Below are 15632 nucleotides of genomic sequence, written 5' to 3' on the forward strand. Positions count from 1 at the left end.
GAGGACGGGTCCATGAATCGGATCCAGTACCGCGGCCGATGGTACACCTTTCCTGAGGCCATAGAGGCGGGTGTGGTGGGGCCGACCCGCCACAAGCGCGAAGGGGAGTCGGAGCCGAAAAAGAAGCGCCCGGGCAAGAACCTCCTTCTCCGAATCCGGCGCCCCCGGGACGAATGATTTGACAGAATCCAGGACGTCCATTATAATCTCTGTAATCCGATTAATATACTCCAGAATGATTTGAGAGACGGGAGGACAGGGGTGTGGCAGAGAAACAGCAGGGATTTGAAACCTTGGCTTTGCACGCCGGCCAGACGGTGGACCCCGCGACGGGTTCCCGGGCAGTGCCGATTTATCAGACGACCAGCTATGTGTTTCGAGACACGGAGCACGCGGCGAACCTGTTCGCGTTAAAGGAGCCTGGGAACATCTATACGCGCATGATGAACCCCACCCAGGACGTATTGGAGCAGCGCATGGCGGCCTTGGAAGGCGGGGTGGGGGCGCTCGCTACGGCCTCCGGGCAGTCGGCCATCACCCTGGCCCTCCTCAACATCGCCGGAGCCGGGGACGAGATTGTTTCATCGTCCTATCTGTACGGGGGGACTTTTAATCTTTTTCACCATACCCTGAGGCGGCTGGGCATCGATGTGAAATTCGTCGATCCCGGGGATCCGGAGGCGTTTCGCCGGGCCGCCACTTCGCGGACAAAGGCCTTTTACGCCGAGATCATCGGCAACCCCAAGATCGACGTCCTCGACATCGAAGCGGTGGCTCAGGTAGCCCGGGAGGTCGGGGTGCCCTTGATCATCGACAACACCTTTGCCACGCCTTATCTGCACCGACCCCTGGAGCACGGGGCGGATATTGTGATTCACAGCGCCACGAAGTTTATCGGCGGCCATGGGACGTCCATCGGCGGGGTCATCGTGGACGGCGGGCGCTTCGATTGGAAGGCTTCGGGGAAATACCCCGGACTGGTGGAGCCCGATCCGAGTTATCACGGTGTGAGTTATGTGGAAGCTGTGGGTCCCGCCGCCTTTATCGTCAAGGCCCGGGTGCAGTTGATGCGCGACATGGGACCCGCCCTGTCGCCCTTTAACGCCTTTTTGTTTTTGCAAGGACTGGAGACCCTGTCTCTCCGGATGGAACGCCATTCTCAAAACGCCCTGGGGGTCGCCCAGTTTTTGGAATCCCATCCCCATGTCCGCTGGGTGAATTACCCGGGTTTGGAATCCAGTCCTTATTCGGCGTTGGCCCGGAAGTACCTGCCGAAGGGGCAGGGGGCGATTCTGACCTTTGGCATTGATGGGGGAGTCGAGACCGGGCGGAAGTTTATCGAAAGCCTGCGCTTGTTCTCTCACTTGGCGAATGTGGGCGATGCGAAATCCCTCGTGATTCACCCCGCCAGCACCACCCACCAACAACTGACTGAAGAAGAACAGCGGGCATCCGGGGTGACTCCGGAGATGATCCGGCTTTCTGTCGGACTGGAAACGTTGGAGGACATCCTGGAAGATCTCGATCAGGCTTTGCGCAAAGCGGTGCGCTGACGGCGGGCCGCCGGTCCAAAGTTGCACCCTCCTCCTTCGCCGCTCTTTTTACCGAGGTTCCTCTTTGTCGAGGGCCTCGGTTTTTGTCAATTTTTTTCTGAGTAGGACGACGGCTTTTGACAGGATTCCCAAAGGAGATTTAACGGCGAGTGGCGAAACCACGGATAGACAATCATTCGTCCCAAGGAGGGTGGTCGGAGTGGCGCAACAGGGTCGTGTCGATTTAAAATTGGGATCAATCTCTCTGGTGTACGTGGGAGTCCGGGTTTCCCGAGGTCTGGCCGAACGGTTTCATCGCAGGTGCGAACAGTTGAACTGCTCAACCCAGGAGACCCTCGTGGCACTGATCGAAGCCTTTGTCGAGGGAGCCGGGGAGCAGGAAGATCAACCCCTGTCGAGCGGTTTCCCCCCTGCGGGCGATCGGTGGACTCCCGTATCGCCGCCAGAACGGGAACAGTGGCCAAACGAAGAAGACGTTTGGGCATTTTGGAAGGATATGCAGAGGACGGCGGCAGAAGAAACGCGGGAGCCCCGGCTGCCTTTTGTGATCACTCCGTTTCAGAACTAGTTCCCAGAGGCCGAGGGCGGGCGATGGCCTTACGGCTCGTCCGCCCCCTTGTCGCCAGACTCCTCTCGGTTCATCTCCTCCAGGCGCCGGTCATTCCCCCTGTTTTGGGAAGGGGTGTCGAATTCCGCCGCCTCGTCCGTTTATGGCGTCACCGCTCGCCCGGGATTCACCCCTAACTGTTCAAGATACCGGAACAATACTACGGGTGCCGGATCCGCTTGCTCGACATTGACAACGGTGCGGCGCACGGCCAGAAAGCCTTCCGGGTATACCAGGGGGATCAAGGGAACGTCATCGCGAATGCTTTGATCGATCTGTCGGTACAAGGAGAGCCGCGCCCCTCGATCCGAAGTTTCCCGGGCCTGGGTAAACCACTTGCCCACTTGGGGGTTGTCGTACTCTTGAAAATTGTATTCCCCGTGTATCGTCAACAGATCCGCAAAGGCGTCCGGATCTGGGCCCAGCCAATAGGTGTTCAGCGCCAGGTCAAAATTTTTGTCAGGAGCATCCAAAGTTTGATAAAAGGCCGTTCGGTCAACCCCTTTGGGTTGAATTTGGATGCCCACCTCAGCCGCCTGGTCTGCTAACATCTGGGCGATCTTGTCTGTCGTGCGGTCAGAGATGTACAGCAGTTGAAAGCTCAGGACCTTTCCATCTTTGACCCGCCACCCGGAACTGTTGGTCACGTAGCCCGCTTCGTTCAAGATTTTTTTTGCAGCGTCGGAGTTTGGCCCCGGAGGCGTTCGATTGTCGTGGGCCCAGTTTCCGGGTGGAAAAAGGGAGTCGGCGGGGGAAGCCAATCCCGGACCTCCAAAGGCTTTATCCGCAATGGCCGATCGATCGATCGCCAGGGCCAGGGCCTTTCGTACGGCGTGGTCCGCCAGGGATGCCCCCCGCTGGTGCACCAACAGGGTCATCACCGATTCGCCGGGATAGCGGACCAAGTCCGGTTTGTCCGCGGACATGTCTTGTTGAATCTTCAAGATGTCGGCCGGAGTCGGGACAAACACGTCGATCGATTTGCTGGCAAAGGCGGACCGCTGGTTCGATTCCGGCACAATCCGATAGGTCAATTGGTCGACGCCGGGCCGGCCCGCGAAATATCCATCGAAACGTTTTAACTGGATGTTTTGCCCGCGGTTCCATTGCATGAAGGAGAAGGGCCCGCTTCCAACGGGGTGGTCGCTAAAGCGCGAATCTTTGACATCCCCGTTTGGAAACGCGTGTTCGGGAAGAATGCCGACGGTAAGCGCGTTGACAAACCCCGCCGAGGGATGGGGCAAACGGATCTCCAGGGTGCGTTCGTCCAACTGGCGCATTTCCGGCGGTTCCCCGTCGACAAGGAACAGCGGTCGATAGGGGGATTGCACCTGGGGCCGGAGAATCGCCCGGTATGTGAATAAAACGTCGGCGGCGGTGACCGGCTCACCGTCGTGCCATTTGGCCCCGGGCCGCAAATGAATGGTGTAGGTGGTGCCATCCTGGCTCACCGTCACGCGGTCGGCCAACTCCGGCCGGGGGACCCCGTCCGGACCTTCAGCTTCCACACTGTCGAACAACGCGTGAATCACCGCCAGAGACGAACGGTCTTCGGCGAAAATCGGGTTGAGGGTCTGAGGTTCAGACGGGATGCCGACGGTGATTTCCGTGGGTGGAGGAGGGGGAGGGGTGACCGGCTTTCCCAACATGCCGCAACCCGCGGTGAGCAAGGCGACGGCCCCCACCAAAGTCAACCGGACCCGTTTCCCGAGCGGTTTTCGCAACATCCTGCCGTGCTCCTTTCCGTACCCGAACCATACGTACCATAAAAACGGGCAAAATTCCGCAAGTCGCTCTTATGATAGCAGAAAATCGGACAGGCGTGCACCCGACCGAAAAAGCCCACGTGGTCGGTGGATTTTTCCCCCAAGCGGCGGTGAAAAAGTCAGGCGTGGAGAGATTGCCGGAACTTGGAGTGGCCGGGTATAATACAAGATGGACATCCGGGGAACGCCATTGCCAGAAAGGGGTAGCCGACATGGTACTGTCCGGGATTTTCTTTGTCATCATGGCCTTGTTTGCGCTCAAGGCCCTGATCGGGAGTATTCGCGAGAAAGGTTGGGGTCGCACCACGTATTTGGGTCTTTCCTTCATCGGTCTCGCCATTGCCGCGTTTATTAATTTTTCCGCGGCGGCCGGAACCGGCCAGTGAGGGGGCGGGGTGCGGTGACGACAGACTGCACCCCGCGAGTTGACTAACAGATGGAGCCGAAACGGTCCGGATGGCGAAACGTCAGGTCGTCCTCTTCGGCGGAGTAATCCACCACCAGTTCATCGAGAAAAGTGGCTGAAAAAGGGTCGGCCAGGATCGTCAATTCCGATGCCGTGATCTCTGTGTCCCCGGGGCGGGGATCGTCGAGGCTGAGGAGGAACCTCGGTCCTCCACAACCGGGAATGACTTGCAGGCGAACGCCGCGCCAGGGTCTTTCTTCAGCCCGGGCAAGGTCGAGGATGTACCGGCGTGCTTCTGGACTTACGGTCATGGATGTCACCTCGGGTTGTCCGTTATCGGAGTTAAGTCTATGATACCACGTTCCACGGATGGGCGGGATCCGCAGGATGACCCCATGAGGGACCCTCTAACCCGCGGCGAATGGCAATAAATGGCAAACCATCGTTGACACGGTGAAAAAGCTTCGATTATAATGATTTTAATGGACGGGTGCTTACCGGGATAGGTACGCCTTGTGCCTCTCGTGATCGTCACGGGATGTTAGGCGGAGGGAGGGAATCAGGTGTCGGAGATTCGGGTTCGGAAGAACGAGTCCCTCGATAGCGCGTTGCGCCGCTTCAAGCGAGCGACGGCCAAGGACGGTATTCTGGCCGAGGTCAAGAAGCGCAAACACTACGAGAAACCGAGCGTGGCCCGGAAGAAAAAGTCGGAGGCGGCCAGGAAGAAGCGCCGCAAGTACTGATGGCGGTGGAACGGGCATTGGCCGACGGGGACCCGGAGATGGAAAGGGGCTCTTAAGCGTTGAACGTGCAGGACCGGCTCACAGACGACATGAAACGGGCGATGAAGGAAAAGGACAAGATGCGGTTGTCTGTGATTCGCATGGTGCGTACGGCCTTGAAGAACGAGGAGATCGAACGGCAGCGCCCGTTAACTGAGGAAGAGACAATCCAAGTGTTGCAGCGCGAGCGAAAGCAGCGGCGCGAATCCCTCCAGGCCGCGCAACAGGCGGGGCGTACCGATTTAGAGGCACAGGCGCAGCAAGAGATCGCCATCCTCGAAGAGTATCTCCCCACTGCTTTGTCCGAAGAGGAACTTCGCACACTTGTAGAAGAAACCATCGCAGAAGTTGGGGCGAAGGGGAAGGCGGATTTGGGCCGGGTGATGGCCGCACTGATGCCAAAAGTCAAAGGCCGCGCCGACGGGAAAGCGGTCAATGCCTTAGTCCAGGAATTGCTTAGATCGTGAAGGGGTCAAAGAAAAAGCCCTGCACAAGCCGTGCAGGGCTTTTTTAGGGCTTTTGCCCCTGCTTCCGGCGGATCCCGGGCGCAGGGGCCACGATGTGCGGGGGTGGGGGAGACGGCGTGAAACAGGTGGAATGGGACGACACCTTGTGGAGCCGGTGGCCGACGTGGCGGCTTGTGGTGGAGGAGCAGCCGGGGACTATCGAAGAAAAAATTGCTCGGGACCAGGCGATGGGCCGGAGGGTCGCGGCGGGGGGGCCCCCCACGTTCCGACTCTGGGTCAACGATCCGTGCCTCGTGGTCAGCCGCCGGGATATTGTACAAGGATTGCGCCGAGGGGGTGATCCGCCCCGGGAGGTGGACGGCCTGCCGATACGGGTTCGGTCCAGCGGGGGCACGGCGGTGCCCCATGGACCCGGGGTGCTGCAGTTTTCCCTGGTGGTTCCCCGGATGGATCGCGTGGGGATGGAGGAAGTGTATCGAACGTTGTGCCGCCCGGTGGAGGCGGTGCTGGGTCAACGGGGGTGGCGAGCCGAGTTTGGGCGCGTGGCGGGTTCATTTTGCGACGGTGCCCATAATTTGGTGGTGAACGGGCGGAAAATCGCAGGGACGTCTCAAAGCTGGAAGGGTGGGTTGGCGGTCCCGGGCTCCCGAAACCGGGGGTACATCCTGGCTCACGGGACCCTGTGGGTGCGCGTGGACCCGGAGCAAGCGGCGGATTGGTTGAACGATTTTTACGAGCAGACCATCGGGGAGCGCCCGATTCGGGCCCGGGCTTCCACGTCCTTGCACCTGTTGCCGGGCGGGGAGGGCGTGGATGTCAGGCAGGTGATTGCTGAAACGGCGAATGTCCTGGAGAGTGCCATGGGTCCACAGGTGAAGCTGGAGAGGGTCCGCGCTTTGACCGACGAAGAAATCTCCTGGGGGAGAGAAGGGGCTTCGGAGACCGACCCGAGACGAGTGGCGTACGGGGTGGATCGGCCGTAATCGGCCGGGCGCGGGGCCGGCAAACGCCTGGGCCGGGGAAGAGGCGCTTTTCGAACGCTTTTTGGGAAAAAAAGATGATCGTTTTCGTGAACGGATGTATGCTATACTACGAGCGCCGGGCGAGGGGGTGAGCCTATGGACTGGCAGGGATGGGTCAGTTTGATTCTGCTCGGTGCCGGCATTGTGCTGCTCGCCTTGGAAATGGTTATTGTCAGTTTCGGCATCCTGGGCACCCTGGGGGTGTTAGCCGTGGGGGCTTCGGTGGTCATGGCCCTGGCCGGTGCCCGCTACGGTCTAGCGTCCCTGGGAATTGGGGCGCTCTTGGCCGTTGCTGTCGTCATCGCGCTTTTACGCTATTATGGCAAACGGGGGTTGTGGAACCGGATCGTTTTGGGAGACCGTCAGGAGAGCCGGGAGGGATATGTGCCCACCCGGGATCTCAGCTATCTTATCGGGAAAACCGGCACGGCGGTGATGCCCCTTCGACCCGCGGGAATCGCGGAATTTGGCGATGAGCGCGTGGATGTGGTGACAGAGGGCGAGTTTATCGAGCGGGGAGAGGAAGTTCAGGTGGCAGCGGTGGAAGGGCCCAGGGTCGTGGTGAGGCGCGTCCCGGCTTTTCGAACGGGATCGTTTGTAGACCACCATTTTTAATGAAAGTGGGGATCGGCTGAATGAACGCCGCGTGGATCGGCCTCGCGCTGATCGTACTCGTCATCGTCGTCTTTTTTGCAGTCCTGTTTACCTTTGTGCCGGTGATGCTGTGGATTTCCGCTTGGGCCGCCGGGGTCAGGGTGGGGATCTTTACGCTGGTCGGCATGCGGTTGCGCCGGGTCATTCCTTCTCGCATCGTGAACCCTTTGATCAAGGCGACAAAGGCAGGGCTGAATCTTACGACGAATCAACTCGAAAGCCACTATCTCGCCGGTGGGAATGTGGACCGGGTGGTCAACGCCCTCATTGCGGCGGAGCGGGCCAACATCGCTCTCGGGTTTGCCCGGGCGGCGGCCATCGACCTGGCTGGACGGGATGTGCTCCAGGCCGTCCAAATGAGCGTCAACCCCCGGGTGATCGAAACGCCCATCGTGTCGGCGGTGGCCAAAGACGGCATTGAACTGAAAGTAAAAGCCCGGGTGACCGTCCGGGCGAACATCGACCGGTTGGTGGGCGGCGCCGGGGAGGAGACGATTCTCGCCCGGGTGGGGGAGGGGATTGTGACGACTATCGGTTCCGCCACTTCCCATAAGGACGTGCTGGAGAATCCAGACAAGATTTCACGCACGGTGCTGGACAAAGGATTGGATGCCGGTACGGCGTTTGAGATCCTCTCCATCGACATCGCCGATGTCGACATTGGGAAAAATGTCGGCGCCCAGCTCCAAACGGACCAGGCGGAGGCGGATAAGCAGATTGCCCAAGCCAAGGCCGAGGAGCGCCGGGCGATGGCGGTAGCCCGGGAGCAGGAGATGCGGGCGTACGTTGAGGAGATGCGGGCGAAGGTGGTGGAGGCCGAATCCGAGGTGCCCCGGGCCATGGCCGAGGCGTTGCGGGAGGGCAAGCTCGGGGTCATGGATTACATGCAGATGCAGAACATCGTGGCAGATACTCGGATGCGGGAATCCATTGCCAAATCTCCACCGCCTGATCTCCCGGGGCCCTTGTCGGGAGGGGAAACGAAGTGAACGGGGAGAAACTGCCCGAAGATGTGTCGGCGTGGGACTGGCTCTTCCGGGACCCGGACAAGGCAAGCTCGGACCAAGAAGGAAGCCCAGGGATGGAAGGGACCGAGGGGCTGCCGGGGGAGGAAGGCTCTTCTGGCCAGGAGGGTTCCGGGGAACCCCAGGTGCGCAAAGACGAGGCGCGGCCCGAGCCCCATCCACGGCCCGCCGAGTGGGGGCCTGCCGAAGTGGTTGTGCCCGGGCGGGCACCGGTGGAACCCCCCACCCCTGTCCACCCGCGAGAAGCGTCTCCGGTTGGTGTACCCGTGGTTCGAAGGGATCACCGCGGGGAGGCGTACCGGGAAAGCTGGCGCCGGGCGGTGATGGCGGCGGTGATTCTGGGGCCGCCCAAGGCCGCCCGGGGCCGATTCCGCCCTTGGTGAACGTATTGCCTGACAGAGGTGCCCAGGATCCAGAAGCCGGCCAAGTGCGGGTCTAGGCCGGTCGGCAAACGCATACAGGTCTACCAAAGGAGGGGTGACCTGTGGGCGGGAGGGGGCGTTTCTGGAAATCCTGGGCAACCGAAAAATTACAGCTGCCGGAGGATGTGATCTGGGACCATCCTCGGGTGGATTGGGTCCCCGGCGGCCTGTTGCGGCTGGACAACCACGGCCGCATTGTTTCTTTCCGGGAGGACGCCCTGGTGGTGGAGTTCGGCGATGCCGAACTGCAGGTTGCCGGAGCGGATCTGGTGCTGGTTCGCCTCTCGCCGGATCACTGCGTGATTCAAGGCCACGTGACCGACCTTTCGTACCGGGCGCGAAAGGGGCGAGAGGGATGAATCTATACGGGATGTCGTGGTTTGAGCTGGAGCTGTGGGGCTTGACCGATGCCCGGGAGTTGGACCGGGCGGTCCGGGAGGGCGCGCGGCTGGAGGAAATTCACTGGGTCGGAAAGGATCGTTTGCGCCTTCGAACCGATTGGCAGGGCATTCGGATCATTCGGCAGGTATACCGCGGACAGCGGGTCGGGATGCGGGTGAGCCGGTACGGGGGGTGGCTGGCGTGGTGGAGATTTCTTCGCCGCCGCCCGTTGTGGATTGCCGGATTCGGGATGTTCGTGGCCGGCCTCTACGTGCTCAGCTCGTTGATTTGGACGGTACAGGTCACGGGAACGGATCGGGTGGAACCGGAAGAGGTGTTGGCGAAAGCCCGGGAGATAGGACTCGTCCCCGGGGCGTGGAGGCCCTCCCGGATGGAAATCGACCGCTTGCAAGGCCAGTTGCTCGAGTTATTACCCGATGCGGGATGGGTGGGGTTACACCTGTCCGGTACCCGGGTGACCATCGAGGTGATGGAGCGGATCAAGCCGAAGAAAGACGAGGTTCAGCCCCAGGGGCCGCAAGAAGTGGTGGCGGGAAAACCGGGGGTGGTGGAGTCGGTCCTCGCCCGGCGGGGAATTTCTCTCGTGCAGCGGGGGCAGGCGGTGGCCCCGGGGACGGTGATCATCTCCGGTCAAATGCCTGACGGAACCTTTGTGGCGGCGGAGGGCAAGGTCAATGCCCACGTTTGGTACACCTCGGACATCGTCGTCCCGCTCCAAGGCCGGCAGTTGGGATTGACCGGGGAAAAGGTGAGCCGCACGTACATCACCCTGGGATCTTGGGCCATTCCGGTGTGGGGGGCCGCTCACATTCCTTTTGCGTCCTATGTAGAACGATCGGTGGATGAGTCGCTGAAGGTGGCGGGACGAATCTGGCCGCTGGGGCTGCGCAGGGTCGACTACCTGGAGGCCGCCGGCCATAGGTGGACGATTGCCCAGCAAGAAGCGGTAGAGCGGGGGCTGGCCGCGGTGCGGGCGGATCTTTTGGCCCGGGCAAAACCGGGCGCCCGGGTGCAGGAACAAAAGATTTTGCACCAGGAGTGGAAGAATGGTAATCTATATATGACTGTTTGGACAGATGTGGTCGAAGATATCGGGGTGGCCCGGCCGATGGCCGCCCCGGCGCCGGGGTCGCCGGAGCCGATTTCGCCGAATTAGGGAGTGAACGTGGCGTTTGACCAAACAAAGCGCCTTGCGGAAGATCAGCCTTCAGGACAACCGTGAAGCGGCGTTATTGTTCGGAGTTCACGATGCGCATCTTCGCCGCATCGAGGAACAATTCCCGGCCAAGATCGTGGCGCGCGGCGGGGATATTGTCATCAGCGGGGACCCCCGGGATGTACAAACCCTGGAGCGCCTCTTTTCCGTTTTGTTGCAACTGGTGCGCAAAGGCCACTTCCTGACCGAGCCCGACGTGGGTTACGCCATCGAGATGGCCCGGGAGGGCCGGCTGGAGTCGTTGTTGGATTTGTACGGGGAAGCGCTCGGGGTCAGCGCCAAGGGGAAGTCCATCCGGGCGAAAACATTTGGGCAGCGCGCTTATATTGAGGCGATTCGCAAGCGGGATATCGTGTTTGCCATAGGCCCTGCGGGAACGGGAAAAACGTACCTTGCCGTGGTGATGGCGGTGCAGGCGTTGCGCCGGGGGGATGTCCAGCGGATCGTGCTGACCCGGCCGGCGGTGGAGGCGGGGGAAAACCTCGGGTTTTTGCCGGGGGATCTTCAGGAGAAGGTCGACCCGTATCTTCGCCCACTTTACGATGCCCTGTACGACGTATTCGGCGCTGATCAGGTTCATAAGGCGCTGGAGCGAGGCATGATCGAGATCGCTCCCCTTGCCTATATGAGGGGCCGCACGTTGGAAGAGTCTTTCGTGATCTTGGACGAAGCGCAGAACGCCACCGGAGAGCAGATGAAGATGTTTTTAACCCGGCTCGGACTCGGGTCGAAGATGGTCATTACCGGGGATGTCACCCAGATCGATCTGCCCCGGGGCAAGCGCTCGGGCTTGAAGGAGGCGGCAGAGATTCTCAGGGGAATCGGGGAGATCGCGTTTGTGTACCTGACGGGGACAGACGTCGTCCGCCATCCCTTGGTGCAAAAGATCATTTCAGCCTATCAAGCGGCGGAAGACCGAAGGGATTCTCGGAGCGCATCCGGGGAAGCTGCGCCGCTTGGGACGCGGGGAGATTGATCCCTCATGCCGATAGGAAACTTGGCGTGGCCTCCGGCGGCGTTGCCGGGGACCTGGAAGAGCAGCCGCGGGGTGCGGGTGTTAATCTATGTCGTGCTGGGGCTTATTTTGTATGGCCTTTTTGTCGGAAACACCCTGCCGCAAAAATATAATTTTCAGGTGGGGGCGATCAGTGATGTTGACATTAAGGCGCCCACCGACGCCGTGGACACCCTGGCGACCCAGCAACGGAAAGATGACGCAGCGGCGAAAGTGCCCAAACAATATACGGTGGACCCATCGGTGGAGGATTCGGCTCTTCAGGACTTGAGCCACCTGTTTTCCAGTGTGCAGGAGCTTGCGGGGCAGACGTCTTTGTCGCCGGTCCAGCGCTTCCAGCAGCTCAAAGCCGCCGTGCCACCCGGGCTGCAGGTCAGCGATGACGTGTTGAATAGCCTTTTGTCCCTGTCCCCCCAAGAACTGAACACGGTCCGGAACGAGACGAACCGCATGGTGGAACAGTTTTTGGGCCGGGAGTTTGGCCCGGAAGATTTGGCCAGTGCGCCCTCGGAAGTGGATCGACAACTGGTGGGTTTGGACTTGTCCAGGAATGCTCGGCTGGTGATCCACAATTTAACCCTGGGCAGTTTGCGCCCCAACAAGTTGTACGATGTGAAGCGGACGGAGGAATTGCGCCAGCAGGCCCGGGACAGTGTGCCCGACGTTTGGATCCAAAAGGGCGAGATTGTGGTGCGGGCCGGAGAGCGGATCACTCCGGAGATTTTGTCGCGCCTTCGAGATCTGAACCTGCTCGCCGAGCAGCCGAATTATCGCCTTTTTCTCGGTTTTGCCGTGGTGATCGCGGGGCTGGTCAGCGCTTTGGCTCTGTACATTGAACGGATCCAAAAAAAGATTGTTGAGAGCAATCGGTTGCTTGTGGTGCTGGGGCTAATTGTGGTGATCGTGGCTTTGGAGGTCAAAGGGGTCAGTATGATATCCCGGCAATTCGACCTTACCAGCTTGGGGTATTTTGTGCCTGTGGCCGTGGGCTCAATGTTGGTGACGATGTTGTTTGACCTCTCTCTGGCGGTGTTTGTTTCGTTTTTGTTTTCCTTTTTCGCCGCCTTTGGGTTTGACGACTCCTTTGCGGTCCAGTTTGTGAGCTTGGTCGGGGCCTTGGCCGGTGCTTTTGCCGTGGCCCGGGTGAAACAGCGCTTTGTCATCGTGCGGGCGGGGTTTGTGGTGGCCATTGTGGACATGATTGCCATTGCGGCGATGCGGGCGCTGTTTACCGGCTCGGAGCCAGGGATTTACAATTTTTTACGGACCCTGCTTTTAGGTCTTGCAAATGGCATGTTTTCGGCGATCTTGACCACGGGGTTGCTGCCCTTTTTCGAGTCGGCCTTTGGCCTTCTCACCCCCATGCGCCTTCTTGAGCTATCCAACCCCAACCATCCGCTTTTGCGCAAACTGTTGCTCGAGGCTCCGGGAACGTACCATCACAGCCTCATCGTCGGCAATCTCGCTGAAGCCGCGGCGGAGGTGGTGGGGGCGGATCCCCTGTTGTGCCGGGTGGGGGCTTATTACCACGATGTGGGGAAAACGAAGCGGCCGGCCTTTTTCGTGGAGAACCAAATGACCCGGGAGAACCCCCACGACAAAATCGCCCCCAGTCTGAGTCATCTGATTATCACGAGTCATGTCCGGGATGGCTTGGAACTTCAGGAGCAACACCGCCTGCCGGAGTCGATACGGGATATCTGCGCCCAGCACCACGGGACCACCGTCCTGTGGTATTTTTACAACAAGGCCCTGGAGCAAGATAAAAGCGGCACTGTAAGCGTGGACAGTTATCGCTATCCCGGGCCCAAGCCCCGGTCGAAGGAGGCGGCGGTGGTCATGCTCTGCGACGCCGTGGAGGCGGCGGTGCGGGCCATGGCCCGGCCAACCCCCCAACGCATCGAGGCGGTGATTCGCAAGATCATCCGGGACCGACTTCAGGATGGACAGTTGGATGAGTCGCAGTTGACCTTGCGGGATCTGGATCAAGTGGCGGAGGCCTTTATGCGAACGCTGAACGGGATTTATCATCCGCGGATTGAATATCCCGAGCCGCCCAAGGCTGCGACCAAGGCCGAATCAAGAGGGGGAGCTCAGGGGTGAACCGAGTTGAGGTGTGGGTGGAACAGGAAAGGGACGCGCAAGGTGTACCCGATGTGGAACGGTTGCTCTCTGCCGTGTTGGAGGAAGCCGCGTCCCGGGAGGGGGTGGAAGCGGCGGAAGTCTCGGTGGTGCTGGTGGACGACGAGCGCATTCACGAGCTGAACCGCGACTACCGCGGGGTGGACCGACCGACGGATGTCCTGTCCTTTGCGATGCGGGAAGGCGAGGGGGAGCCGGTACAAACCGAAGAGGGCCGGGAGCTTCTCGGGGATATCGTGATCAGTGTGGAGACGGCCGAGCGCCAGGCGAATCAATACGGGCACAGCCTCCGACGGGAATTGGCGTTTCTGGCGGTTCATGGATTTTTGCACCTGCTCGGGTATGATCACCAGTCCCCGGAACAGGAACGGGTGATGTTTGGCAAGCAAGAAGAGGTGTTGAGTGCCCTCGGTCTCATGAGGGGGAACCCCGGTGGGCAGCCGTAGGCGCTTGACGGACAGTTTTCGCTGTGCTGCCGATGGGGTGGTTCATGCCCTGCGAACCCAGAGAAATATGCGGGTTCATTTCGCCCTGGCGGTCGCCGCCCTGGTGGCGGCTCTTTTGTTTCAGCTTTCAACGGTGGAGTTGGCTCTGGTGTTTGTTTCGATTTCCTTTGTGATCGCGGCCGAGTTGTTTAATACAGCGGTCGAAGCGGTGGTCGATTTGGTATCCCCCCAGTATCACCCCTTGGCGCGCATCGCGAAGGACACGGCGGCGGCGGCCGTGCTCCTGGCGGCCATCAATGCGCTGGTGGTGGGGTACTTTGTGTTCCTCGGGAAGATCGACCCGTGGATGCTGCGGGGACTTCAGGAGTTGCGCCGGGATCCTGTGTACGTGACCTTCATTGCCCTGGGCTTGACGATGGTCGTGGGATTCATAGGAAAATCCCGGCACAGGGTGTACAACTATTTTCAGGGGGGCATGCCCAGTATTCACGCAGCGGTGGCCTTTTGCCTGGCGACGGCCGTCGGCTATATCACCTGGAATGGGATGGCAACGTTGTTGGCCTTCGTGTTGGCGGGGTTGGTGGCCCAAAGTCGGGTGGAAGGCGGGATCCACACGCTGGGGGAAGTGGTGGCCGGGGCGGTGCTGGGGGTGGCGGCGACGGCCGTCCTGTTCTCTCTTATCCAAGGGTGAGCCCTGTTCCCATCGCCGTCGTGAGGCACCGGGGTACCCGGCAATACTGAAAAGGGGGTGAAAGCCCAGTGGCGGACAGCTCAGGATTTCGCTCGGGGTTTGCAGCTTTAGTCGGTCGCCCCAACGTGGGCAAGTCTACGCTGCTCAATCGGCTCATCGGCACGAAGATCGCGATCATGTCCGATAAGCCGCAAACCACCCGGAACCGCATTCGCGGGGTCTTGACCCGGGAGAACGGTCAAGTGATTTTTTTGGATACGCCGGGGGTGCACCGGCCCAAACACCGTTTGGGGGATTATATGAACCGCCTGGCGTTGGCGACGCTCCAGGAGGTGGATCTCGTCCTCTTTGTCATTGACGTGACGTCGAAGTTCGGCCCGGGGGAGCAGGTGATCCTGGATCATCTGCAAGGGGTGGAAACGCCTGTGTTCCTGGTGATCAACAAGATCGACCTGGTTTCGCCGGAAGAGTTGCTGCCGATGATCGACGAGCATCGAAAACGGTACCCGTTCCGGGAAGTTGTCCCGGTTTCCGCAGTGAAAGGGACGAACCTCGACCGCCTGGAGGAGCGGATTTTTGCCACTTTGCCCCAAGGCCCGGCGTATTATCCGGCGGATCAGGTCACGGATCATCCCGAGTCCTTCATTGTCGCCGAGTTGGTGCGGGAGCAAGTCCTGAATCTCACCCGGGAAGAGGTCCCCCATTCTGTGGCGGTGACGGTGGAAGAAATCACTCCCCGGGAGAATGGCTTGCTCTACATTCGGGCGGTGGTGGTGACGGAGAAGGAGAGTCAAAAGGCGATCCTGATCGGCCGGGAGGGCGGGATGTTGAAGCGGGTGGGCCAGAGGGCCCGGAGAGAAATCGAGGCGCTGCTCGGCTCGCGAGTCTATTTGGACCTCTGGGTGAAGGTAAAGAAAGACTGGCGAAATCGCGAGCCGATCCTCCGCAATTTTGGGTACGTAGACGATTAAGCGATGTAATGATTCCCTTGCATAGTGCCCCCCGGTTGGGATACG

General features: G+C 60.3%; 19 protein-coding genes. 17 read left to right on the forward strand and 2 right to left on the reverse strand.

Annotated elements, in window-relative coordinates; translation table 11 throughout:
• Positions 1–12 precede the first annotated feature (12 nt).
• From BTUS_RS18310 to BTUS_RS03835, 3 genes are all read left to right on the forward strand, one after another.
• Positions 13–177, forward strand: a complete 165-nt coding sequence (locus tag BTUS_RS18310; protein WP_013074809.1) for a hypothetical protein — start codon at positions 13–15, stop codon at positions 175–177.
• Between the two features lie 86 nt (positions 178–263).
• The gene (locus BTUS_RS03830; RefSeq protein WP_013074810.1) at positions 264–1553 is read left to right on the forward strand and encodes a homocysteine synthase; all 1290 of its coding nucleotides are present in this window, start codon (positions 264–266) and stop codon (positions 1551–1553) included.
• Positions 1554–1752: 199 nt separating this feature from the next.
• Complete coding sequence (locus BTUS_RS03835) at positions 1753–2121, forward strand: hypothetical protein (RefSeq protein ID WP_013074811.1); 369 nt, start codon at positions 1753–1755, stop codon at positions 2119–2121.
• 140 nt (positions 2122–2261) lie between these two features.
• On the opposite strand, the gene BTUS_RS03840 is transcribed toward BTUS_RS03835, so the two are convergent.
• A complete protein-coding gene (locus tag BTUS_RS03840) occupies positions 2262–3887 on the reverse strand; it encodes an ABC transporter substrate-binding protein (protein WP_013074812.1) in 1626 nt (541 codons plus the stop codon).
• Positions 3888–3982: 95 nt separating this feature from the next.
• Here BTUS_RS03840 and BTUS_RS03845 point away from each other — a divergent pair, with 95 nt between their 5' ends.
• Positions 3983–4312, forward strand: coding sequence for a hypothetical protein (locus BTUS_RS03845; protein WP_013074813.1), 330 nt, complete (start codon positions 3983–3985; stop codon positions 4310–4312).
• A 43-nt stretch (positions 4313–4355) separates the two neighbouring features.
• Here the strand turns inward: BTUS_RS03845 and BTUS_RS03850 are convergent, their stop codons facing one another.
• Positions 4356–4643, reverse strand: coding sequence for an iron-sulfur cluster biosynthesis family protein (locus BTUS_RS03850; RefSeq protein WP_013074814.1), 288 nt, complete (start codon positions 4641–4643; stop codon positions 4356–4358).
• A gap of 252 nt (positions 4644–4895) precedes the next feature.
• Here BTUS_RS03850 and rpsU point away from each other — a divergent pair, with 252 nt between their 5' ends.
• The 13 genes from rpsU to era all read left to right on the forward strand — a co-directional run bounded on the left by rpsU (position 4896) and on the right by era (position 15587).
• On the forward strand, positions 4896–5075 hold the full coding sequence (gene rpsU / locus BTUS_RS03855) for a 30S ribosomal protein S21 (protein WP_013074815.1): 180 nt from the start codon (positions 4896–4898) through the stop codon (positions 5073–5075).
• 59 nt (positions 5076–5134) lie between these two features.
• On the forward strand, positions 5135–5581 hold the full coding sequence (locus tag BTUS_RS03860; RefSeq protein WP_013074816.1) for a GatB/YqeY domain-containing protein: 447 nt from the start codon (positions 5135–5137) through the stop codon (positions 5579–5581).
• A 116-nt stretch (positions 5582–5697) separates the two neighbouring features.
• Positions 5698–6564 carry a lipoate--protein ligase family protein gene (locus tag BTUS_RS16655; RefSeq protein WP_013074817.1) on the forward strand — a complete coding sequence of 289 codons (867 nt, stop codon included), beginning with the start codon at positions 5698–5700 and terminating at the stop codon, positions 6562–6564.
• A gap of 135 nt (positions 6565–6699) precedes the next feature.
• Positions 6700–7218, forward strand: coding sequence for an NfeD family protein (locus BTUS_RS03870; RefSeq protein ID WP_041303691.1), 519 nt, complete (start codon positions 6700–6702; stop codon positions 7216–7218).
• Between the two features lie 20 nt (positions 7219–7238).
• Positions 7239–8246, forward strand: coding sequence for a flotillin-like protein FloA (gene floA / locus BTUS_RS03875; protein ID WP_013074818.1), 1008 nt, complete (start codon positions 7239–7241; stop codon positions 8244–8246).
• The gene (locus BTUS_RS03880) at positions 8243–8665 is read left to right on the forward strand and encodes a hypothetical protein (RefSeq protein ID WP_013074819.1); all 423 of its coding nucleotides are present in this window, start codon (positions 8243–8245) and stop codon (positions 8663–8665) included. Before floA ends, BTUS_RS03880 begins: the two co-directional genes overlap by 4 nt.
• 101 nt (positions 8666–8766) lie before the next feature.
• Positions 8767–9063, forward strand: coding sequence for a YabP/YqfC family sporulation protein (locus BTUS_RS03885; RefSeq protein ID WP_013074820.1), 297 nt, complete (start codon positions 8767–8769; stop codon positions 9061–9063).
• Positions 9060–10262: a sporulation protein YqfD gene (locus tag BTUS_RS03890; protein ID WP_013074821.1), complete on the forward strand. Its 1203-nt coding sequence runs from the start codon at positions 9060–9062 to the stop codon at positions 10260–10262. The genes BTUS_RS03885 and BTUS_RS03890 overlap by 4 nt, the downstream gene beginning before the upstream one ends.
• A gap of 16 nt (positions 10263–10278) precedes the next feature.
• Entirely contained in the window at positions 10279–11298 is a 1020-nt protein-coding gene (locus BTUS_RS03895; RefSeq protein WP_013074822.1) for a PhoH family protein, read from the forward strand.
• A gap of 6 nt (positions 11299–11304) precedes the next feature.
• Positions 11305–13440, forward strand: a complete 2136-nt coding sequence (locus BTUS_RS03900) for an HD family phosphohydrolase (protein ID WP_013074823.1) — start codon at positions 11305–11307, stop codon at positions 13438–13440.
• On the forward strand, positions 13437–13925 hold the full coding sequence (gene ybeY / locus BTUS_RS03905; RefSeq protein WP_013074824.1) for an rRNA maturation RNase YbeY: 489 nt from the start codon (positions 13437–13439) through the stop codon (positions 13923–13925). The genes BTUS_RS03900 and ybeY overlap by 4 nt, the downstream gene beginning before the upstream one ends.
• Positions 13912–14616 carry a diacylglycerol kinase gene (locus tag BTUS_RS03910; protein WP_013074825.1) on the forward strand — a complete coding sequence of 235 codons (705 nt, stop codon included), beginning with the start codon at positions 13912–13914 and terminating at the stop codon, positions 14614–14616. Before ybeY ends, BTUS_RS03910 begins: the two co-directional genes overlap by 14 nt.
• A gap of 68 nt (positions 14617–14684) precedes the next feature.
• Entirely contained in the window at positions 14685–15587 is a 903-nt protein-coding gene (era, locus tag BTUS_RS03915) for a GTPase Era (RefSeq protein ID WP_013074826.1), read from the forward strand.
• Positions 15588–15632: the final 45 nt, after the last annotated feature.

The sequence above is a fragment of the Kyrpidia tusciae DSM 2912 genome (assembly GCF_000092905.1).
Classification (GTDB): Bacteria; Bacillota; Bacilli; order Kyrpidiales; family Kyrpidiaceae; genus Kyrpidia; species Kyrpidia tusciae.